At 59.6% G+C, this 20663-nt stretch carries 21 protein-coding genes; all 21 read left to right on the forward strand.

The features are described from left to right. Positions 1–22: 22 nt before the first annotated feature. The 21 genes from ACA063_RS07725 to ACA063_RS07825 all read left to right on the forward strand — a co-directional run bounded on the left by ACA063_RS07725 (position 23) and on the right by ACA063_RS07825 (position 20646). Complete coding sequence (locus ACA063_RS07725) at positions 23–1333, forward strand: flagellar hook-length control protein FliK (protein ID WP_497665385.1); 1311 nt, start codon at positions 23–25, stop codon at positions 1331–1333. A 181-nt stretch (positions 1334–1514) separates the two neighbouring features. After that, entirely contained in the window at positions 1515–2015 is a 501-nt protein-coding gene (gene fliL / locus ACA063_RS07730) for a flagellar basal body-associated protein FliL (protein WP_162435922.1), read from the forward strand. A 9-nt stretch (positions 2016–2024) separates the two neighbouring features. Continuing rightward, entirely contained in the window at positions 2025–2993 is a 969-nt protein-coding gene (gene fliM / locus ACA063_RS07735; RefSeq protein ID WP_162435923.1) for a flagellar motor switch protein FliM, read from the forward strand. A 69-nt stretch (positions 2994–3062) separates the two neighbouring features. After that, positions 3063–3518: a flagellar motor switch protein FliN gene (gene fliN / locus ACA063_RS07740; RefSeq protein ID WP_162435924.1), complete on the forward strand. Its 456-nt coding sequence runs from the start codon at positions 3063–3065 to the stop codon at positions 3516–3518. Next, positions 3519–3962 (forward strand): flagellar biosynthetic protein FliO, encoded by a 444-nt coding sequence (gene fliO / locus ACA063_RS07745; RefSeq protein WP_497665386.1) that lies wholly within the window; start codon positions 3519–3521, stop codon positions 3960–3962. It begins immediately after the preceding gene. After that, positions 3962–4720 carry a flagellar type III secretion system pore protein FliP gene (gene fliP, locus ACA063_RS07750; RefSeq protein WP_162435926.1) on the forward strand — a complete coding sequence of 253 codons (759 nt, stop codon included), beginning with the start codon at positions 3962–3964 and terminating at the stop codon, positions 4718–4720. The genes fliO and fliP overlap by 1 nt, the downstream gene beginning before the upstream one ends. Further along, positions 4717–4986 carry a flagellar biosynthesis protein FliQ gene (gene fliQ / locus ACA063_RS07755; protein ID WP_007948918.1) on the forward strand — a complete coding sequence of 90 codons (270 nt, stop codon included), beginning with the start codon at positions 4717–4719 and terminating at the stop codon, positions 4984–4986. The genes fliP and fliQ overlap by 4 nt, the downstream gene beginning before the upstream one ends. 3 nt (positions 4987–4989) lie before the next feature. After that, a complete protein-coding gene (fliR, locus tag ACA063_RS07760) occupies positions 4990–5775 on the forward strand; it encodes a flagellar biosynthetic protein FliR (protein ID WP_497665387.1) in 786 nt (261 codons plus the stop codon). A gap of 3 nt (positions 5776–5778) precedes the next feature. Further along, the gene (gene flhB, locus ACA063_RS07765; protein WP_162435928.1) at positions 5779–6918 is read left to right on the forward strand and encodes a flagellar biosynthesis protein FlhB; all 1140 of its coding nucleotides are present in this window, start codon (positions 5779–5781) and stop codon (positions 6916–6918) included. A gap of 317 nt (positions 6919–7235) precedes the next feature. Continuing rightward, complete coding sequence (gene flhA / locus ACA063_RS07770) at positions 7236–9365, forward strand: flagellar biosynthesis protein FlhA (RefSeq protein ID WP_497665388.1); 2130 nt, start codon at positions 7236–7238, stop codon at positions 9363–9365. Positions 9366–9376: 11 nt separating this feature from the next. Then, positions 9377–10702 (forward strand): flagellar biosynthesis GTPase FlhF, encoded by a 1326-nt coding sequence (gene flhF, locus ACA063_RS07775; RefSeq protein WP_497665389.1) that lies wholly within the window; start codon positions 9377–9379, stop codon positions 10700–10702. 116 nt (positions 10703–10818) lie between these two features. After that, entirely contained in the window at positions 10819–11649 is an 831-nt protein-coding gene (gene fleN, locus ACA063_RS07780) for a flagellar synthesis regulator FleN (RefSeq protein WP_045058906.1), read from the forward strand. After that, positions 11646–12386, forward strand: coding sequence for an RNA polymerase sigma factor FliA (gene fliA, locus ACA063_RS07785; RefSeq protein WP_007894214.1), 741 nt, complete (start codon positions 11646–11648; stop codon positions 12384–12386). Before fleN ends, fliA begins: the two co-directional genes overlap by 4 nt. Positions 12387–12551: 165 nt before the next feature. Continuing rightward, entirely contained in the window at positions 12552–12923 is a 372-nt protein-coding gene (locus tag ACA063_RS07790) for a chemotaxis response regulator CheY (RefSeq protein ID WP_007975363.1), read from the forward strand. A 22-nt stretch (positions 12924–12945) separates the two neighbouring features. Further along, entirely contained in the window at positions 12946–13734 is a 789-nt protein-coding gene (locus ACA063_RS07795) for a protein phosphatase CheZ (protein WP_162435931.1), read from the forward strand. A 21-nt stretch (positions 13735–13755) separates the two neighbouring features. Then, positions 13756–15990 carry a chemotaxis protein CheA gene (locus tag ACA063_RS07800; protein WP_497665390.1) on the forward strand — a complete coding sequence of 745 codons (2235 nt, stop codon included), beginning with the start codon at positions 13756–13758 and terminating at the stop codon, positions 15988–15990. Between the two features lie 49 nt (positions 15991–16039). After that, positions 16040–17173, forward strand: coding sequence for a protein-glutamate methylesterase/protein-glutamine glutaminase (locus ACA063_RS07805; protein WP_497665391.1), 1134 nt, complete (start codon positions 16040–16042; stop codon positions 17171–17173). Continuing rightward, entirely contained in the window at positions 17173–17913 is a 741-nt protein-coding gene (locus tag ACA063_RS07810) for a flagellar motor protein (protein ID WP_497665392.1), read from the forward strand. The genes ACA063_RS07805 and ACA063_RS07810 overlap by 1 nt, the downstream gene beginning before the upstream one ends. A 15-nt stretch (positions 17914–17928) precedes the next feature. Next, on the forward strand, positions 17929–18822 hold the full coding sequence (gene motD / locus ACA063_RS07815; RefSeq protein ID WP_497665393.1) for a flagellar motor protein MotD: 894 nt from the start codon (positions 17929–17931) through the stop codon (positions 18820–18822). Positions 18823–18865: 43 nt separating this feature from the next. After that, complete coding sequence (locus ACA063_RS07820; RefSeq protein WP_497665394.1) at positions 18866–19654, forward strand: ParA family protein; 789 nt, start codon at positions 18866–18868, stop codon at positions 19652–19654. 119 nt (positions 19655–19773) lie between these two features. Next, a complete protein-coding gene (locus tag ACA063_RS07825; protein ID WP_497666488.1) occupies positions 19774–20646 on the forward strand; it encodes a CheW domain-containing protein in 873 nt (290 codons plus the stop codon). Positions 20647–20663 lie beyond the last annotated feature (17 nt).

A 20663-nucleotide genomic window follows, 5' to 3' on the forward strand; every position in this document is an offset into this window, starting at 1 on the left:
CCAGTGCGGCGGAGACAGCGTTATGCCCGTTAGTCAAAATTTGCTACTTCAGGCCGCCGCAAAGGCCAAGACCCAACCCGTCACCGCCAATCCTCTGGCGTCCCCTGCCGAGCCCGCCGACAAGGCCTCCAGCTTCTCTCAGGTGTATGCCTCACAAGGCCGCAACAAGTCCTCTGCCGTCGTCGACGGACTGAACCGGCAGTTGCGCGATAAAGTCCCTGACGGTCCCGGAAAAAAAGACTTCGGCAATGACAAGCCTGCCGCCGCAAAGCCTGCGGTTGCCGATAGCGGCAAATCCTTGCCTGCCGACAAACCCAAGCAGGCCGATGACAAGGTCGCCAGCGACGACACAACAGACGCCGGTCCTCCAGTCGCAACCGCAGTTGACCCGGTAGTCGATCCAGCCTCGGCGCAAGCCGCTCAGGCTCCGGCAGCGGAAACGGCGGCAAGCCCCGAGCCAGCGCAGGATGCAACTGTCGCCGCGGCGTTGGCGGCGAGTCTGGTACCTGCGGAGTCGGATTTCGATCCTGAAGCCGATCCCCTGGATGCACTGCCCGCCGTGCGCATGGCCATGGAACAGAGCGGGCATGTTTCCGCCTCCAGTCAGGCTCAGCCCAAAGCGTCTTCAGCGCAGGCGTTGGCTGACGGCGAGCAGACCTCGGCGCAAAACTTCGCGGCGGGTCTGGCCAATATGCTGGACGTGCAAGGCGACAAGGACAGCACCAGCCGTGAAGGTGAAAAGTCATTCAACGGCCTGATCGATGACGGTCTCAAAGACCTCAAGTCCGCGACCAGCGACACACGTGTGGACGATTTTGCCACCCGCCTGGCAGCGTTGACGCAGGCCGCTACACCGAAGACCGCCAATGCGCTGCCGGTGAATCAACCGATCGCGATGCATCAGAGCGGCTGGACAGAGGAAGTGGTCAACCGGGTCATGTACCTGTCCAGCGCCAACTTGAAGGCGGCTGATATTCAGTTGCAACCCGCCGAACTGGGGCGTCTCGACATTCGGGTGAACATGGTGCCGGATCAGCAGACCCAGGTAACGTTCATGAGCGCGCATCCCGGTGTTCGTGAAGCGCTGGACGGCCAGATGCACCGCTTGCGAGAGATGTTTGTGCAGCAGGGGATGGGGCAGGTTGACGTCAACGTTTCCGACCAGTCTCGCGGCCAGGGGCAGGATCAGCCGCAACAGAGTCAAAGTGGCCGCACATCCGCCAGCGGTGGTCGCCTCGATTCAATGGACGACGAACACTCGCCGGCAGTGGCGGAAGTCGCCGCGGCCACCACCAGCGTCATCGGCTCCAGCGCCGTCGACTACTACGCCTGATAAAAAAATCGCAGCCTTCGGCAGCTCCTGCGGGTATACACGATCCCAATGTAGGAGCTGCCGAAGGCTGCGATCTTTTGATCTTCAACTCCACCCGTTTCCCCATCCCCACTTCTGGCATAACACTTGCTCTTCCCTTGCCGTGCAACTGTGAAACCCCGAATAGTGACGGATTATTGGCATGGCGAAGAGCGACGCAGCAGTAAAAGACCCTGCAACCAAAGGCAAACTCAAGATGATCATCTTGATCGTGGTGGCGCTGCTGCTGGCGATCGGTTTGTCCGTGGGCGCGACCTGGTTCTTCATGCACAGCGCCGAGAGCAAGCCTGCTGCCGCTGCTGAAACCGCCGTTGTCGGAAAGCAGGCCGCCATCTTCGAGCCGCTGCTTCCCGCATTCGTGGCCAACTACAACCAGAACGGCCGCCAACGCTACATGCAGGTGAGCATCACCATGATGGGCCGCAATCAAGCGGATATCGACGCACTTAAAGTACACATGCCGGTCATCCGCAATAACCTGGTCATGCTGTTCTCCGGTCAGGACTTCGCCACGCTGGCGTCGCCGGTCGGTCAGGAAATGCTGCGGCAGAAGGCCACCGCCAGCGTCCAGGAAGTGGCGCAGAAAGAACTCGGCAAGGTCGCCATCGAACAGTTGCTTTTCACTAATTTCGTACTGCAGTAGGAACACGACATGGCCGTGCAGGACCTGCTGTCCCAGGATGAGATCGATGCGCTGTTGCATGGCGTCGACGATGGTCTGGTAGAGACCGATAACGCTGCCGAACCCGGCGCCGTCAAAAGCTATGACCTGACCAGTCAGGATCGCATCGTCCGCGGACGCATGCCGACCCTGGAGATGATCAACGAGCGTTTCGCCCGTTACACCCGCATCAGCATGTTCAACCTGTTGCGCCGCTCAGCTGACGTTGCCGTCGGCGGTGTGCAGGTCATGAAGTTCGGCGAATACGTGCACTCGCTGTACGTCCCGACCAGTCTCAATCTGGTCAAGATCAAACCGTTGCGCGGCACTGCGCTGTTCATCCTCGACGCCAAGCTGGTGTTCAAGCTGGTGGACAACTTCTTCGGCGGCGATGGCCGTCACGCGAAGATTGAAGGGCGTGAATTTACCCCGACTGAATTGCGCGTGGTGCGCATGGTGCTGGAGCAGGCCTTCATCGATTTGAAGGAAGCCTGGCAAGCCATCATGGAAGTGAATTTCGAGTACATCAACTCGGAAGTAAACCCGGCCATGGCCAACATCGTCGGGCCGAGTGAGGCCATCGTCGTGTCGACCTTCCACATCGAGCTCGATGGCGGTGGCGGCGACCTGCACATCACCATGCCGTATTCGATGATCGAGCCGGTGCGCGAAATGCTCGACGCGGGCTTCCAGTCGGATCTCGACGATCAGGACGAACGCTGGGTCAACGCCCTGCGTCAGGACGTGCTGGACGTCGACGTGCCGATCGGTGCCACCGTTGCCCGCCGCCAGCTGCGCCTGCGGGACATCCTGCACATGCAGCCGGGGGACATCATCCCGGTCGAGATGCCGGAAGAAATGATCATGCGCGCCAATGGCGTGCCTGCGTTCAAGGTCAAGATGGGCTCGCACAAAGGCAATCTCGCGTTGCAGGTGATCGAGCCGATCGAGCGCCGCTGACCGGCGCGTTGCACATTCGCTTTTAACTGACGGCTTCCATTTGAAATGGGTGCCCGCCGAGGACACATGATGGCTAACGATATGAACACCCAGGACGACCAGGCGCTGGCTGATGAATGGGCTGCTGCCCTTGAAGAAGCGGGTGACGGGCAGGACGACATTGACGCCTTGCTGGCCGCCGACGCCGCCACTTCGCCGTCCAGCCGTTTGCCAATGGAAGAGTTCGGCAGCGTGCCAAAAAACAACGGGCCGGTGACGCTGGATGGTCCAAACCTGGACGTGATCCTCGACATCCCGGTATCGATTTCCATGGAAGTGGGCAGCACCGACATCAATATTCGTAACTTGCTGCAGCTCAACCAGGGTTCGGTGATCGAACTGGATCGCCTGGCCGGCGAGCCGCTGGACGTGCTGGTGAACGGCACGCTCATCGCTCACGGTGAAGTGGTGGTGGTCAACGAGAAGTTCGGCATCCGCCTGACCGACGTGATCAGCCCAAGCGAACGTATCAAGAAGCTGCGCTAAGTGAACAAGGTTCTGAGTGTTCTGCTGGCCTTGCCATTTGGCGCGCTGGCCGCCGAGCCGGTGGCCACGGTTGCTGCTGCGGCGCCTGCGGTGAGCAGCGGTGTGGCAGGGCAATTGACGCAACTGGTGTTCGGCTTGCTGCTGGTGCTGGGGCTGATCTTCTTCCTCGCCTGGCTGTTGCGCCGCGTGCAGCAGGCAGGACCGGCCGGCAAAGGGCAGGTCATCGAGCTGATTGGCTCCCGCGCGCTGGGGCCTCGCGACCGTCTGATGCTGGTACAGGTCGGCAACGAGCAGATTTTGCTCGGCCTCAGCCCGGGCACTATCACCGCGTTGCACGTCCTCAAGGAGCCCGTGCAGGTGCCCAGCGCTACTGAAAAAGCGACCCCGGAGTTTGCCCAGCGTTTGTTGGAGCTGATGGGCAAGGATCAGAAGGATAAGAAGTAATGGGTGCGTTACGCATCGTCTTGACGCTGGCCCTGATGCTGGCTGCGCCGCTGGCGTTTGCCGCGGATCCATTGTCGATCCCGGCGATCACCCTGGGCACCAACGCCGATGGCGCTCAGGAATATTCGGTCAGCCTGCAGATCCTGCTGATCATGACCGCGCTGAGTTTTATCCCGGCGTTCGTCATGCTCATGACCAGTTTCACCCGGATCATCATTGTCTTCTCGATCCTGCGCCAGGCCCTTGGCCTGCAACAGACGCCATCGAACCAGATTCTGACGGGCATGGCGTTGTTCCTGACGATGTTCATCATGGCGCCGGTTTTCGACCGGGTTAACCAGGATGCGTTGCAACCCTATCTGGCGGAAAAACTGACCGCCCAGGATGCCGTGGCCAAGGCTCAGGTGCCGATCAAGGATTTCATGCTGGCCCAGACACGCAGCAGTGATCTGGAGCTGTTCATGCGCTTGTCCAAACGTACGGACATCGCTTCGCCGGATCAGGCCCCGCTGACCATTCTGGTGCCGGCCTTCGTGACCTCTGAGCTGAAGACCGCGTTCCAGATCGGCTTCATGATCTTTATTCCGTTCCTGATCATCGACCTGGTCGTCGCCAGTGTGCTGATGGCCATGGGGATGATGATGTTGTCGCCGCTGATCATTTCCCTGCCGTTCAAGATCATGCTGTTCGTGCTGGTGGATGGCTGGGCGCTGATCATCGGCACGCTGGCCAGCAGCTTCGGCGGTGTTTCGCCATGACGCCGGAAGTCGCGGTAGACATCTTCAGGGAAGCGCTGTGGCTGACCACCATGATGGTGGCTGTACTGGTGATCCCGAGTCTGCTGGTGGGTTTGCTGGTGGCGATGTTCCAGGCCGCGACCCAGATCAACGAACAGACCTTGAGCTTTCTGCCGCGCCTGCTGGTGATGCTGGTGACCCTGATCGTGGCGGGCCCGTGGCTGGTGCAGACCTTCATGGAATACATCCTGCAGTTGTACGGCAGTATTCCCCAGGTTATCGGCTAAGCCATGCAATCGCTGCTGCAGCTGACCGATACCCAGATCAGCACGTGGGTAGCCACGTTCATGTTGCCGCTGTTCCGCGTGGGCGCACTGCTGATGGTCATGCCTATCGTTGGCACGACACTGGTGCCAAAGCGTGTGCGCCTGTATTTCGCGTTAGCCATCACCGTCGTGATTGCCCCTGGCCTGCCGCCCATGCCTCCGGTCAACGCGCTGGACCTGAGCGGGTGGCTGTTGATCGCCGAGCAGATCATCATCGGCGCGATATTCGGGTTTGCGTTGCAGCTGTTTTTTCAGGCGTTCGTGGTAGCCGGGCAGATCGTTTCCATTCAGATGGGCATGGGATTCGCGTCAATGGTCGACCCCACCAACGGCGTCTCGGTCGCGGTGATCGGACAGTTTTTCACCATGCTGGTGACGTTGCTGTTCCTGTCCATGAACGGCCATTTGGTGGTCTTCGAAATCCTCACTGAAAGCTTCACCACGTTGCCGGTTGGCAGCGGGTTGATGGTCAATCATTTCTGGGAGCTGGCCGGCAAGCTCGGTTGGGTGCTGGGGGCCGCGCTGTTACTGGTGTTGCCGGCGATAACGGCGCTGCTGGTGGTCAATATCGCGTTTGGCGTAATGACCCGGGCGGCGCCGCAGCTCAACATTTTCTCCATCGGTTTTCCGCTCACGCTTGTACTCGGCTTGCTCATCGTCTGGGTCGGGTTGGCGGACATCATCAATCAGTACCAACCGCTGGCCTCTGAGGCCTTGCAATGGTTACGCGAACTGGCACGGGCACGCTGAGATATGTCAGAGAGCGAAAGCGGTCAGGACAAAACAGAAGACCCCACGGAGAAAAAGAAAAAGGACGCCCGTGAGAAGGGCGAGATCGCGCGCTCCAAAGAGCTCAACACTTTGGCGATCATGCTCGCCGGTTCCGGTGCGCTACTGATCTTCGGTGGGGCGCTGGCTCAGGACCTGATGGAACTGATGCGGATGAACTTTTCGTTGTCGCGGGAAGTGGTGCTCGACCAGGGCGCGATGGGCGCCTACCTCATGCATTCAGGACTGATTGCCCTGCTGGCGATTCAACCGGTGATGATTACCTTGCTGCTGGCGGCACTGATCGGTCCTATTTCCCTGGGTGGCTGGTTATTTTCCGCCGGCACCATGGCCCCCAAATTCAGCCGCATGAACCCCGGCGCAGGGCTCAAGCGGATGTTCTCATCCAAGGCCGTGATAGAGCTGCTAAAGGCCTTGGCGAAGTTTTTCATTATCCTGTTCGTGGCGCTGGCCGTGCTGTCAGCGGACATCGACGACCTGCTGCGCATCGCCCATGAACCGCTGGACATGGCCATCATTCACAGCCTGCAAGTCGTCGGCTGGAGTTCATTGTGGATGGCCTGCGGCCTGATCATCATCGCCGCCGTGGACGTGCCGTTTCAGCTCTGGGAAAGCGCCAAGAAACTGAAGATGACCAAACAGGAAATCCGCGACGAGCACAAGGATCAGGAAGGGCGACCGGAGGTCAAGCAACGGATTCGCCAACTGCAGCGGGACATGTCCCAGCGCCGAATGATGGCAGCGATCCCCGATGCTGACGTGGTCATCACCAACCCGACCCACTACGCCGTTGCGCTCAAGTACGACCCGGACAAGGGCGGGGCGCCGATGCTCGTGGCCAAAGGCAGTGATTTCCTGGCGTTGAAAATGCGTGAGATTGCGGTGGCCAATAATGTGCTGTTGCTGGAGTCGCCAGCGCTGGCGCGGTCGATTTATTACTCCACGGAGCTGGAACAGGAAATCCCGGGCGGGCTCTATCTGGCCGTTGCGCAAGTACTGGCCTACGTCTACCAGATCCGCCAGTACCGCGCGGGCAAAGGCAAACGGCCTGATCCGCTCAAGGATGATTTGCCGATTCCGCCGGATCTGCGCCGCGATTCCTGAGAGACGCGCCTGTAGCCGCTGCCGAACCTGCGTTCGAGGACGAAGTACTCGCCAGGGATTAAACGACTGCTACGCATCCGCAGGCAAAATCGATTGCTTCGGTACGCATTAAGTGTCGAGCCAGATACTTACTTTTACCACCTGTCTGGTGCTCTGGGTTCATGCGTTGGATTTGCTGAGGCCCGGCCATGCAACAAAGATCCTCCGAGAACCCCCTCTGTTTAAACCCCCCGCAAAAGTTGGAAGGCTTCTTGCAGTAGCCGCTCTGCGCCTGCTTCTGGCGTCAAAAGTTTGCTTTAAGGGACGGGGAAAAACCGGTGGATCGCTCTCAGTTACTCAACACTGCTCGCACAAACGTTGCCGATCTAAGTCGGGGCAATCTGGGCGTGCCGTTGTTGTTGCTGGTCATGCTGGCGATGATGATGTTGCCGATCCCGCCGTTCCTGCTGGACGTGTTTTTCACGTTCAACATTGCGCTGTCGATCGTCGTTCTGCTGGTGTGCGTGTACGCCTTGCGGCCACTGGATTTCGCGGTGTTCCCTACCATCCTGTTGGTGGCAACGTTGTTGCGGCTGGCATTGAACGTCGCTTCGACGCGGGTGGTGATGCTGCACGGTCAGGACGGTCATGCCTCCGCGGGCAAGGTGATCCAGGCGTTCGGTGAGGTGGTGATCGGCGGCAACTACGTGGTGGGTATCGTGGTTTTCGCCATCTTGATGATCATCAACTTCGTCGTGGTGACCAAAGGTGCCGGGCGGATTTCCGAGGTGAGTGCGCGCTTCACCCTCGACGCGATGCCCGGCAAGCAAATGGCCATCGACGCCGATTTGAACGCCGGGCTGATCGATCAGAACCAGGCGAAAATGCGCCGTACGGAAGTGGCCCAGGAGGCTGAGTTCTACGGTTCCATGGACGGTGCCAGCAAATTCGTCCGTGGTGACGCCATCGCCGGCCTGCTGATTCTGTTCATCAACCTGATCGGCGGCATGGCGGTCGGTATTTTCCAGCACGGCATGAGCTTTGGCGATGCCGGCAAGGTTTATGCGCTGCTGACCATCGGTGACGGTTTGGTGGCGCAATTGCCATCACTGCTGCTGTCCACTGCCGCGGCCATCATGGTGACCCGTGCTTCCGGTTCGGAAGACATGGGCAAGCAGATCAATCGCCAGATGTTCGCCTCGCCCAAGGCGTTGGCGGTGGCAGCGGGTTTGATGGCCGTGATGGGGCTGGTGCCCGGCATGCCACACTTTTCCTTCCTGAGCATGGCCGCAGTGGCGGCTGGCGGGGCATACCTGTTCTGGAAAAAGCAGAACAGCGTCAAGGTTCAGGCCCTGCAAGAGGTGGCGCGTCAGCAGGAGCTGCTGCCATCACCGGCCCGGGCACAGGAAACCAAGGAACTTGGCTGGGATGACGTGACCCCGATCGACATGATAGGCCTGGAAGTCGGCTACCGCCTGATTCCGTTGGTGGACCGTAACCAGGGTGGTCAGTTGCTGGCGCGGATCAAGGGCGTGCGTAAAAAGTTGTCTCAGGATCTGGGCTTTCTGATGCCGACTGTGCATATACGTGACAACCTCGACCTCGCACCGAGTGCTTATCGCCTGACCCTCATGGGGGTGATTCTGGCCGAGGCCGAGATTTACCCGGATCGGGAACTCGCCATTAACCCCGGCCAGGTCTATGGGACGCTCAACGGCATCACCGCCAAAGATCCGGCTTTTGGACTGGAGGCCGTCTGGATTGAAGTCAGTCAGCGTGCCCAGGCGCAATCTCTTGGTTACACTGTGGTCGATGCCAGTACAGTAGTGGCAACCCACTTGAACCAGATCCTGTACAAGCACTCCAGTGAGCTGATCGGGCACGAGGAAGTGCAGCAACTCATGCAATTGCTGGCCAAAAGCTCGCCGAAACTGGCGGAAGAGCTGGTGCCGGGCGTGGTGTCGCTGTCGCAGTTGCTAAAGGTCTTGCAAGCGTTGCTGGCCGAGCAAGTGCCGGTACGGGACATTCGCAGCATTGCCGAGGCCATCGCCAACAACGCCGCCAAGAGTCAAGATACCGCCGCTCTGGTCGCCGCTGTGCGCGTCGGCGTATCCCGCGCAATCGTCCAAAGCATTGTAGGCACTGACTCCGAGCTGCCAGTTATCACGCTGGAGCCAAGGTTGGAACAGATATTGCTCAATAGTCTTCAGAAGGCAGGGCAAGGCTCGGAAGAGGGAGTTCTGCTGGAGCCAAGCATGGCTGAGAAATTGCAACGCTCGTTGATCGATGCGGCGCAGCGTCAGGAAATGCAAGGTCAACCGGTGATTCTGCTGGTAGCCGGTCCGGTTCGCGCGATGCTCTCGCGATTTGGCCGACTGGCAGTCCCGGGTTTGCACGTGTTGGCGTATCAGGAAATTCCTGACAACAAGCAAGTGACCATCGTTGCGACAGTAGGGCCCAACGGCTGAGGTAGTGGTTTATGCAAGTTAAGCGTTTTTTCGCCGCCGATATGCGTCAGGCCATGAAACTGGTTCGCGATGAGCTGGGCGCCGATGCGGCCATCATTGGCAACCGCCGCATCGCGGGTGGCGTGGAGCTGACTGCCGCCCTGGATTACAAACTGTCGGCGCTGGCGCCGCGTGTTCCGAACATGGAACTTGAAGACGAGTTGCGCAAGACCCAATCGCGGATCGTCACCGCTCAGGCCGAACTGAGCCTGCGCAGCGAGGGCGAGAGCGACAAGAGCACCAATCGCCAGTTGTTCGCCGGCCTGCCGCTGACTGCTGCCGAACCGCTGATCGAACCGACTTATACAGAACCTCCACGACCTGCGCCGGCACCTGCTGCGACTGGCGGCGTCGACCCTCGCGCATTCGACTCGATGCGATTCGAGCTCAACAGCCTGCGTGAACTGATGGAAGTACAGCTTGGGTCCTTAGCTTGGAACCAGTTGCAGGGCAGCCGTCCGGCCCAGGCCAACCTGTGGCGTCGTCTGCAACGCATCGGCCTCTCCGGCCCGTTATCCCGTGATCTGCTGGCAATGATCACTGGCATTGACGAGCCACGTCAGGCCTGGCGCATGTTGCTGGCGCACCTGGCGCGCATGATTGCCACACCGGAAATCGAGCCGCTGGAAGAGGGCGGTATCATTGCCATGGTCGGCCCTGCCGGCATGGGCAAAACCACGACCCTGGCCAAGCTCGCCGCGCGTTACGTGCTCAAGTACGGCGCGCAGAACATCGCGCTGGTGAGCATGGACAGCTACCGAATCGGTGCGCAGGAACAGCTCAAGACCCTTGGCCGCATCCTCAATGTCCCGGTCACTCACGTCGACCCGGGGCAATCGCTGGTGCAGGCGCTGGATCCCCTGCTGCGCAAACGCGTGGTGCTGATCGATACCGCAGGCCTTCAGGCCAGCGATCCGGCACTGCGCATGCAACTGGAAAGCCTGGCCGGGCGTGGCATCAAATCGAAAAATTATCTGGTTCTGGCAACGACCAGCCAGAAACAGGTTCTAACCGCCGCTTATCACAGTTACAAGCGCTGCGGGCTCGCCGGCTGCATCCTGACTAAACTGGATGAAACGGCAAGTCTGGGCGAGGTGTTGAGCCTGGCCATCAGTCATGAACTGCCGGTGGCCTATCTGACCGATGGCCCGCGGATTCCGGATGATTTGCATCTGCCGCGTCGTCATCAGCTGGTCAGTCGCGCGGTCAGCGTGCAAATGCAGGAAGAACCCAGCGAAGAAGCCATGGCTGACATGTTCGCTGATATTTACCACAGCCCGACCAAGCAGGTTAGCTGAGGTATTAATGAATAGTTTTTGTACCTACATCGATGGTCTGCCATGCATTGTTCCATTTGTGAACGCGCAGCCAGTAATGTGGCCTCCGTCTATGCAAGACAAGGTAAAGAAATAACATGGGCAGCATGCATCCCGTACAGGTTATCGCGGTGACCGGCGGCAAAGGTGGCGTCGGGAAAACTAACGTGTCAGTGAACTTGTCCCTGGCTCTAGCAGAGCTCGGCCGGCGCGTCATGCTTCTGGACGCCGACCTCGGACTGGCTAACGTCGACGTTCTACTCGGACTGACACCCAAACGTACCCTGGCCGACGTGATCGAAGGCCGCTGCGAGCTACGCGACGTCCTGTTGCAAGGCCCGGGCGGCATTCGTATCGTTCCGGCCGCGTCCGGCACACAGAGCATGGTTCATCTGACCCCGGCGCAACACGCCGGCCTGATCCAGGCCTTCAGCGATATCGGCGATAACCTCGACGTGCTCGTGATCGACACGGCGGCGGGCATCGGCGACTCGGTCGTCAGTTTCGTCCGCGCCGCTCAGGAAGTCCTGCTGGTGGTCTGCGATGAGCCGACCTCGATCACTGACGCCTACGCCCTGATCAAACTGCTCAACCGTGATTACGGCATGAACCGTTTCCGTGTTCTGGCCAACATGGCCCAGAGCCCGCAAGAAGGTCGCAACCTGTTCGCCAAGTTGACCAAGGTCACGGATCGTTTCCTCGACGTCGCCTTACAATACGTCGGTGCGGTGCCGTACGACGAAAGCGTACGCAAGGCTGTGCAGAAGCAGCGCGCCGTGTATGAAGCATTCCCGCGCTCCAAGTGTTCGCTGGCCTTCAAGGCGATCGCGCAAAAGGTCGACACCTGGCCATTGCCTGCCAACCCGCGTGGGCATCTGGAGTTCTTCGTGGAGCGCCTCGTGCAACAAACTGCAGGACCCGTGCTATGACCGCCAGTGGCTATAACCTCTATAAAAAATCGGCCCGTGATGCGCAGTACGAGCTGATCGAGCGTTACGCGCCACTGGTAAAACGCATTGCCTACCACTTGTTGGCGCGTCTGCCGGCCAGTGTGCAGGTCGAAGATCTGATCCAGGCCGGGATGATCGGCTTGCTTGAAGTGTCGACCAAATATGACGCCAGCAAGGGCGCTAGTTTCGAGACGTACGCGGGCATACGCATCCGCGGCGCGATGCTCGATGAAGTACGCAAGGGGGACTGGGCGCCACGTTCGGTCCACCGAAATACCCGGATGGTCAGCGACGCCATTCGCTCGATTGAAGCTAAAACCGGTCGCGACGCTAAAGATCACGAAGTTGCGGCCGAACTCCAATTGAGTCTTGACGATTATTACGGGATTTTGAACGACACCTTGGGCAGTCGGTTATTCAGTTTCGACGATCTGTTACAAGACGGCGAACACGAAGGACTGCACGAGGATGGCGCCAGTGCTCATCTCGAGCCGTCGCGCGATCTGGAAGATGAACGCTTCCAGGCAGCGCTGGCGGACGCGATTGCCAATTTGCCGGAGCGTGAGCGACTGGTGTTGGCGCTGTACTACGACGAAGAGCTCAATCTCAAGGAAATCGGTGAGGTCCTGGGGGTTAGCGAATCGCGGGTCAGCCAGTTACACAGCCAGTGCGCGGCCCGTTTGCGGGGGCGTTTGGGGGAGTGGCGAGCGCGCTGAAGGCAGTGTGGGGACACTGCGAGCGAGGCTGGTGGGTTCTGTACGCACCGGTCTCGATCTGCTGTGCTCCAGACAGTCATCGAATGCTTTGCCGGATTGAATGAAATGGCGTGTCCAGGTGCTGGACGCGTTTAAGACTGCTTGGAGGTCGAATTGGACAAGAACATGAAAATCCTCATCGTTGATGACTTCTCAACGATGCGGCGGATCATAAAAAACCTGTTGCGTGACCTTGGGTTCACCAACACGGTCGAGGCTGACGATGGCACCACTGCCATTCCGGTCCTCAACAGCGGCAGCATCGACTTTCTGGTAACGGACTGGAACATGCCGGGCATGACCGGTATCGATCTGCTGCGCCACGTGCGCGCCGATGAAAGGCTCAAGCATCTTCCGGTGCTGATGGTTACCGCTGAAGCCAAGCGCGAGCAGATCATCGAAGCAGCCCAGGCCGGTGTAAACGGCTATGTGGTCAAGCCCTTCACGGCCCAGGCGTTAAAAGAAAAAATCGAAAAGATTTTCGAACGCATTGGTTGAGCAACTGCGCCACGGGGGAGCTATGGAGCAAAATGAAATTTCACAGGGCGATTTCGAATCGACCCTGAAAAAACATGCGGTCGAATTGGTCGAAAGCCTTGAAAAAGGCAAGTTCGGCGACGCAGTACAACTGATCCATGAGCTCAACCAGACCCGTGATCGTGGCCTGTACCAGGAAGTGGGCAAGCTCACTCGCGAGTTGCATAGCGCGATCGTCAATTTCCAGATTGACCCGAACATGCCACAGGCCGAGGAAGTCTCGCAGATCACGGACGCTACTGAACGTCTGGGGTATGTGGTCAAGCTGACCGAAGCGGCGGCCAACCGCACCATGGACCTCGTTGAAAACGCCACGCCGCTGGTCACCAGCCTGGGCAATGAAGCCGAGGCGCTGAGCGCGGATTGGGGACGGTTCATGCGCCGTGAAGTCGGTGCCGAGGAGTTCCGCGAACTCGCCCGGCGCGTAGACGGTTTTCTCACGCGCAGCAGCGAAGACAACCGCGTCGTAACGAGCAACCTCAACGATATTCTGCTCGCTCAGGATTACCAGGACCTCACCGGTCAGGTCATCAAGCGCGTGACTCAATTGGTCACCGAAGTTGAAAGCAACCTGCTCAAGCTCGTGCTGATGGCCAGTCAGGTGGACCGCTTTGCGGGCATCGAACATGACCGTCAAGCGATGCTGGCTGAAAAAGATCCACAAAAACATCTCTCTCAGGGTGAAGGTCCGCAGATTCATGCCGATAAAAGAGAAGACGTTGTGTCCGGTCAGGACGATGTGGACGATTTGCTATCCAGCCTTGGATTTTAGACCTGTAGGAGCACCCCATTAATGAGCTTCGGCGCCGATGAAGAGATCCTTCAGGATTTCCTGGTTGAGGCCGGCGAGATTCTAGAGCTACTGTCCGAACAGCTGGTCGAGCTTGAAAGTCGACCGGATGATGCGGACTTGCTCAATGCAATTTTTCGCGGTTTTCACACTGTAAAAGGGGGCGCCGGCTTCCTCCAGCTCAACGAGTTGGTGGAGTGCTGTCACATCGCCGAGAACGTCTTCGACATCCTGCGCAAGGGTGAGCGTCGCGTCGACTCGGAATTGATGGACGTGGTTCTCGAAGCACTGGATGCGGTGAACGGTATGTTCACCGAAGTCCGCGAGCGCAGCCCGATCACGGCTGCGACGCCTGAACTGCTGGCGGCACTGGCCCGCCTGGCTGAACCGCAGTCGTCCGACGAAGCGGTGCCGGTTGTCGACGTGGCACCGGTTGCTGAAAGCGATTCAGGTGACATTACCGACAACGAATTCGAGCAACTGCTGGACTCCCTGAATGCCGTCAAGGCGCAGGCCGAGGCCGCGCCTGTTGCTCCGGCACCGATCAGCAACGCTGGCGCAACCAGCGATGAAATCACCGATGCCGAGTTCGAGTCATTGCTCGATCAGTTGCACGGTAAAGGCCAGTTCGCCGTTGATGCCGTGGTTCCGCCTGCAGCTCCCGCAGCTCCCGCGGCTCCTAAGGCGGCAGGCGATAGCTCCGACATTACCGACGAAGAATTTGAAGCACTGCTGGACCAGCTCCACGGCAAGGGCAACTTTGCGGTTGAAGCGCTGGAGTCGGCGATTGCTTCGGCGCCTGTGCCGGCCGCTCCGTCTGCAGCCGCAGTAGGCAGTGATCTGATCTCCGATCACGAGTTCGAAGCGCTGCTCGATGAATTGCATGGCAAAGGCAAGTTCACTGAAGTCGGTACCGCTACCGGCGCCAGTGCATCGGTTGCCACGCCGGTCGCCAAGGCAGCAGCCCCCAAGCCGGTTGCCAAAGCTCCCGAGCCAAAAGCCGAAGTGGCGAAGCCCGCTCCTGCTCGTGCTCAAGCTGCTCCGCCGGCGGATAAGCCCGCCAGCGAAGCCGAGACCACCGTGCGGGTCGATACCGCGCGTCTCGATGAAATCATGAACATGGTCGGCGAACTGGTACTGGTGCGTAACCGCCTGGTCCGACTCGGCGCCAACAGTGCCGATGAGGCCATGTCCAAGGCGGTGTCGAACCTCGATGTGGTCACCGCTGACCTGCAAACCGCGGTCATGAAGACCCGGATGCAACCGATCAAGAAAGTCTTCGGGCGCTTCCCGCGCCTGGTTCGCGACCTGGCTCGCCAGCTCAAGAAAGAGATCAACCTTGAGCTGGTCGGCGAAGAAACCGACCTCGACAAGAACCTCGTCGAGGCCCTGGCCGATCCGCTGGTCCACTTGGTGCGCAACGCCGTCGACCACGGTATCGAATCTCCGGAAGAACGCGAAGCATCGGGCAAGTCCCGGGGCGGCAAAGTGATCCTGGCGGCGGAGCAGGAAGGCGACCATATCCTGCTGTCGATCTCCGATGACGGCAAAGGCATGGACCCTAATGTCCTGCGTTCCATCGCGGTAAAGCGCGGTGTGATGGACAAGGATGCGGCCGATCGCCTGAGCGACACCGAGTGCTACAACCTGATTTTCGCGCCGGGATTCTCGACCAAAACCGAGATCTCCGACGTGTCGGGTCGTGGCGTGGGAATGGACGTGGTGAAAACCAAGATTTCCCAGCTCAACGGTTCGATCAACATCTACTCGGCCAAGGGCCAGGGTTCGAAGATCGTCATCAAGGTCCCGTTGACTCTGGCGATCATGCCGACGCTGATGGTCATGTTGGGCAATCAGGCGTTCGCGTTCCCTCTGGTGAACGTCAACGAGATCTTCCACCTCGACCTGTCGCGCACCAACGTGGTCGACGGTCAGGAAGTGGTGATCGTGCGCGACAAGGCACTGCCACTGTTCTACCTCAAGCGCTGGCTGGTCGCTTCCGCCGCTCATGAAGAGCAGCGCGAGGGCCACGTGGTGATCCTTTCGGTGGGTACACAGCGGATCGGCTTCGTCGTCGATCAACTGGTAGGCCAGGAAGAGGTGGTCATCAAGCCATTGGGCAAAATGCTCCAGGGAACCCCGGGCATGTCGGGCGCCACCATCACTGGTGACGGTCGCATTGCGCTGATTCTCGATGTCCCGAGCATGCTCAAGCGTTACGCCACACGGCGTATTTGATTCTGGTGGAGCGGGGCGACTGAGCCTCGCTCCGTCTAACGGAGTGTTTATGGCAGTCAAAGTCCTGGTGGTGGATGATTCGGGTTTTTTCCGCCGCCGCGTCTCGGAAATTCTTTCAGCGGATCCGAACATCCAGGTCGTCGGTACGGCGACCAACGGAAAAGAGGCGATCGACCAGGCGCTGGCCCTCAAGCCAGACGTGATCACCATGGACTACGAGATGCCAATGATGGACGGCATCACGGCAGTGCGGCACATCATGCAGCGCTGCCCGACGCCGGTGTTGATGTTCTCCTCGCTGACGCACGAAGGCGCCCGGGTCACCCTGGATGCACTCGACGCCGGCGCGGTGGATTTCCTGCCGAAAAACTTCGAGGACATCTCGCGCAATCCGGACAAGGTCAAGCAGCTGCTGTGCGAGAAGATCCATACCATCTCGCGCAGTAATCGCCGTGCCGCCACCTACAGCGCGCCTGCCCCCGTCGTCGCTACCGTTGCGCCACCTGCGCCTTCGAGCGTTGGTAGTTACGGCAGCAGTGCGCCTGCACGTTCGGCACCGATTCCAATTCGTACTCCCGCACCTGCATCGTCTGCGCCGTCGTCGCCGGCACCCAAACGCAAAGCCTACAAACTGGTTGCCATCGGCACGTCCACTGGCGGGCCGGTGGCCTTGCAGCGCGTCTTGACCCAATTGCCGGCCAGCTTCCCGGCACCCATCGTGTTGATTCAGCACATGCCCGCCGCGTTCACCAAGGCGTTCGCCGAGCGTCTGGACAAGCTTTGCCGCATCACCGTCAAGGAAGCAGAGGATGGCGACATCCTGCGTCCGGGACTGGCGTTGTTGGCACCCGGCGGCAAGCAGATGATGATCGATGGCCGTGGTGCGGTGAAAATCCTCCCGGGTGACGAGCGTCTGAACTACAAGCCCTGCGTGGACATCACCTTCGGTTCTGCGGCCAAGTCCTACGGTGACAAAGTTCTGGCGGTGGTACTGACCGGCATGGGCGCCGATGGCCGTGAAGGGGCACGCTTGCTTAAACAGGGTGGTAGCTCGATCTGGGCTCAGGATGAAGCCAGTTGCGTGATCTATGGCATGCCGATGGCCATCGTCAAAGCTGAACTCGCCGACGCGGTGTATGGCCTGGACGAGATTGGCAAGCACCTGGTCGAGGCCTGCATCTGATGGACGTTTTAAGCCTCATCGGGATCATCATGGCGTTCGTTGCCATTATTGGCGGCAACTACCTTGAAGGCGGCCACCTCGGCGCGCTGGCTAACGGCCCGGCGGCGTTGATCGTCATCGGCGGCACCGTCGGTGCGGCGCTGTTACAGTCGCCGATGAGTGCCTTCAAGCGTGCCATGCAGATTCTGGTCTGGATTCTTTTTCCGCCTCGCGTGGACCTGGCCGGCGGCGTTGATCGCGTCGTCAACTGGAGCCTGACCGCTCGCAAGGAAGGCTTGCTCGGACTGGAAGGGGTGGCCGACGCCGAACCTGACAACTATTCGCGCAAGGGCCTGCAACTGCTGGTGGACGGTGCCGAACCGGAAGCCATTCGCAGCATCCTGGAAGTGGATTTCTACACCCAGGAAAGCCGTGATATAGAGGCCGCCAAGGTCTTCGAAAGCATGGGCGGCTACGCGCCGACCATCGGTATTATCGGCGCCGTCATGGGCCTGATCCACGTCATGGGCAACCTGGCCGATCCGTCGCAATTGGGCAACGGCATTGCCGTCGCCTTCGTCGCCACCATCTACGGCGTGGCCAGTGCCAACCTGGTGTTGCTGCCGATCGCTGCGAAACTCAAGGCCATCGCCTTACGACAGTCGCGTTATCGCGAAATGTTGCTGGAAGGCATTCTGTCGATCGCCGAAGGTGAAAACCCTCGCTCTATCGAGTTGAAGCTTCAGGGCTTCATGGATTGATGGGAGACATGGACGATGGCTCGTCGCCGACAACCTGAAGAACACGTTAACCATGAACGCTGGCTCGTTTCCTACGCCGACTTCATTACGTTGCTGTTCGCGTTCTTCGTGGTCATGTACTCGATCTCTTCAATTAACGAAGGCAAGTACAAGGTGATTTCCGAGGCGTTGATCGGCGTCTTCAACGATGCCGACCGGTCCCTGAAACCCATCCCTATCGGCGATGAACGGCCCAGGACCGTGACCCCGGCCAAGCCGCTGGTCAAGGATAGCGAGCAGGTCGACGCCGGTATCGCCCAGGCGTCCAACGATCCGCTCAAAAGCATTGCCGACGACATCAGTGCAGCGTTCGGCGACCTGATCAGTTCCAATCAGATGACTGTGCGCGGCAACGAGTTGTGGATCGAGATCGAACTCAATTCCAGCCTGTTGTTCGGCAGCGGCGACGCCATGCCCAGCGACGTGGCCTTCAGCATCATCGACAAGGTCGGGGTAATTCTGAAGCCGTTCGACAACCCGATTCATGTTGAAGGCTTTACCGACGATCAACCGATCCGCACCGCACAATATCCAACCAATTGGGAGCTGTCTTCCGCTCGGTCGGCGAGCATCGTGCGCATGCTGGCGATGCAGGGTGTGAACCCGGGTCGCCTGGCCTCGGTGGGTTACGGCGAATTCCAGCCGGTGGCCAACAACGCTACGGCTGAGGGGCGTGCGCGCAACCGCCGCGTGGTCCTGGTGGTTTCACGAAATCTCGATGTACGTCGCAGCCTCACCAGCACCGGAACCGCGAATGCGCAACCGGATGCCGCATTGAAGCGGGCTGGCACACAAACTGCACCTGCACCGGTCAAGCCGCCGGGACGAGAGAGCGCCGTCAATTCTCCGTCACCCGCATTAATACGCTGAGCTATTTCTCGGTCGGCATTTTCGGCCGGGAGGAACAATCTGAATGAGAGTCTGGGCAGTCGCCAATCAAAAGGGTGGTGTTGGTAAAACCACTTCCTCCATTGCTTTAGCCGGGTTGCTGGCCGAGGCGGGCAAGCGCGTGGTCGTGGTCGATCTCGATCCCCACGGCTCTATGACCAGCTATTTCGGCTATGACCCCGACAGCCTGGAACACAGCTGCTACGACCTGTTCCTGCACAAGGGCAGTGTTCCGACCGGGTTGCCCGGCCAACTGCTGTTACCGACCAGCCATGAGAGCATTTCGCTATTGCCCTCAAGCACCGCACTGGCAACCCTTGAGCGCCAGTCGCCGGGGCAGAGTGGTTTGGGCCTGGTGATCGCCAAGAGTCTGGCGCAGCTGTGGCAGGACTTTGATTACGCCGTGATCGACAGCCCGCCGCTGCTGGGTGTGCTGATGGTCAATGCCCTCGCTGCCAGCCAGCAATTGGTGATTCCGGTGCAGACCGAGCATCTGGCCGTCAAAGGCCTTGAACGCATGGTCAACACCCTGGCGATGATCAACCGTTCACGTAAACAACCGCTGCCTTTCAGTATCGTGCCGACCTTGTTCGACCGTCGCACCCAGGCGTCCCTTGGCACCCTGCGAGTGCTGCGCGACATGTACCCGGAAGAAATCTGGCAAGGCTATATCCCGGTCGATACACGTTTGCGCGACGCGAGCCGTGCCGGTCTGACGCCTTCACAATTCGACGGCAAGAGCCGCGGTGTTCTTGCATACCGCTCGTTGCTCAAACACTTGCTGGCGCAGCAACTTGTACCGGCGGTGGCCTGAATGAATGCAATCCCTGTAGGAGCTTCCGCAGGCTGCGATCTTTTGATCTGCGGTGGCTTCGAAAAGATCAGGATCAAAAGATCGCAGCCTGCGGCAGCTCCTACAGGGGGGGTGTGTCAGTGAATCGGCCGGTCAAGCTCACTTCGCGCCCGCAGATGGCATTGCAGTCCTATCTGGACAGCTTGCTGCAGGATGCGACCGAAGAGTTGCCTCCGGAGGTCGAAGCGCTCGCCGACGTCATCGAGGTTGTCGAAGCTGTCGAGGTAGAAGCTGCGCTGGACAAGTTCCAGGCCGCGGTGCTCGAAGAGCAGGCCCGGGATGCGTACCCATCGCCTGCAGTTCTCGCCCCTGCGGTGCAAGCGGCCGTAGTGGTCATCGACGCACCGGCCCCGGTTGTGGCACCGGTATCGACCATAGCTCCGCTGCTGCAAACCCTTGTGCCACCGGTTGTAGATGTCCACCTGCCACCCGGCACTACGCCACCGCCTGTGGCATCCGGCGGTCGCCCATCCTGGGCTGCCGAGCCATTCGAATGCCTGTTGTTCGATGTGGCCGGGCTAACACTGGCCGTGCCGCTGGTGTGCCTGGGTTCGATTTACTCGCTGGAAGGTCACGAGCTGACACCGCTGTTCGGTCAGCCAGAGTGGTTCCTCGGCATATTGCCAAGCCAGGCCGGCAACCTGAAAGTTCTCGACACCGCACGTTGGGTGATGCCCGACCGCTATCGCGACGATTTCCGCCAGGGCTTGCAGTACGTGATCTCGGTTCAGGGGTACGAATGGGGGTTGGCCGTGCATCAGGTCAGCCGCTCCTTGCGCCTGGACCCGAATGAAATCAAATGGCGCAGTAACCGGGGCCAGCGCCCTTGGCTGGCCGGAACAGTGATTGAACACATGTGTGCGTTGCTCGATGTCTCCGAACTGGCCGAACTGATCGCCAGCGGTGGAGCAAAGCACATGGGCGGCAAAAAGCCCGCTCACAAGCCGACATAACAAACAGGTGACGGTCC

The sequence above is a fragment of the Pseudomonas sp. LBUM1643 genome (assembly GCF_059716215.1).

What these genes read in the sequence shown, in the direction of transcription:
- fliP (WP_162435926.1), top strand. Translation starts at nt 3,962, where the DNA reads ATGGGTGCGTTACGCATCGTCTTGACGCTGGCCCTGATGCTGGCTGCG.
- fliA (WP_007894214.1), top strand. Translation starts at nt 11,646, where the DNA reads ATGACCGCCAGTGGCTATAACCTCTATAAAAAATCGGCCCGTGATGCG.
- motD (WP_497665393.1), top strand. Translation starts at nt 17,929, where the DNA reads ATGGCTCGTCGCCGACAACCTGAAGAACACGTTAACCATGAACGCTGG.
- fliL (WP_162435922.1), top strand. Translation starts at nt 1,515, where the DNA reads ATGGCGAAGAGCGACGCAGCAGTAAAAGACCCTGCAACCAAAGGCAAA.
- ACA063_RS07795 (WP_162435931.1), top strand. Translation starts at nt 12,946, where the DNA reads ATGGAGCAAAATGAAATTTCACAGGGCGATTTCGAATCGACCCTGAAA.
- fliM (WP_162435923.1), top strand. Translation starts at nt 2,025, where the DNA reads ATGGCCGTGCAGGACCTGCTGTCCCAGGATGAGATCGATGCGCTGTTG.
- flhF (WP_497665389.1), top strand. Translation starts at nt 9,377, where the DNA reads ATGCAAGTTAAGCGTTTTTTCGCCGCCGATATGCGTCAGGCCATGAAA.
- fleN (WP_045058906.1), top strand. Translation starts at nt 10,819, where the DNA reads ATGGGCAGCATGCATCCCGTACAGGTTATCGCGGTGACCGGCGGCAAA.
- fliR (WP_497665387.1), top strand. Translation starts at nt 4,990, where the DNA reads ATGCAATCGCTGCTGCAGCTGACCGATACCCAGATCAGCACGTGGGTA.
- ACA063_RS07725 (WP_497665385.1), top strand. Translation starts at nt 23, where the DNA reads ATGCCCGTTAGTCAAAATTTGCTACTTCAGGCCGCCGCAAAGGCCAAG.
- fliN (WP_162435924.1), top strand. Translation starts at nt 3,063, where the DNA reads ATGGCTAACGATATGAACACCCAGGACGACCAGGCGCTGGCTGATGAA.
- ACA063_RS07810 (WP_497665392.1), top strand. Translation starts at nt 17,173, where the DNA reads ATGGACGTTTTAAGCCTCATCGGGATCATCATGGCGTTCGTTGCCATT.
- ACA063_RS07800 (WP_497665390.1), top strand. Translation starts at nt 13,756, where the DNA reads ATGAGCTTCGGCGCCGATGAAGAGATCCTTCAGGATTTCCTGGTTGAG.
- ACA063_RS07820 (WP_497665394.1), top strand. Translation starts at nt 18,866, where the DNA reads ATGAGAGTCTGGGCAGTCGCCAATCAAAAGGGTGGTGTTGGTAAAACC.
- flhB (WP_162435928.1), top strand. Translation starts at nt 5,779, where the DNA reads ATGTCAGAGAGCGAAAGCGGTCAGGACAAAACAGAAGACCCCACGGAG.
- ACA063_RS07790 (WP_007975363.1), top strand. Translation starts at nt 12,552, where the DNA reads ATGAAAATCCTCATCGTTGATGACTTCTCAACGATGCGGCGGATCATA.
- fliQ (WP_007948918.1), top strand. Translation starts at nt 4,717, where the DNA reads ATGACGCCGGAAGTCGCGGTAGACATCTTCAGGGAAGCGCTGTGGCTG.
- ACA063_RS07805 (WP_497665391.1), top strand. Translation starts at nt 16,040, where the DNA reads ATGGCAGTCAAAGTCCTGGTGGTGGATGATTCGGGTTTTTTCCGCCGC.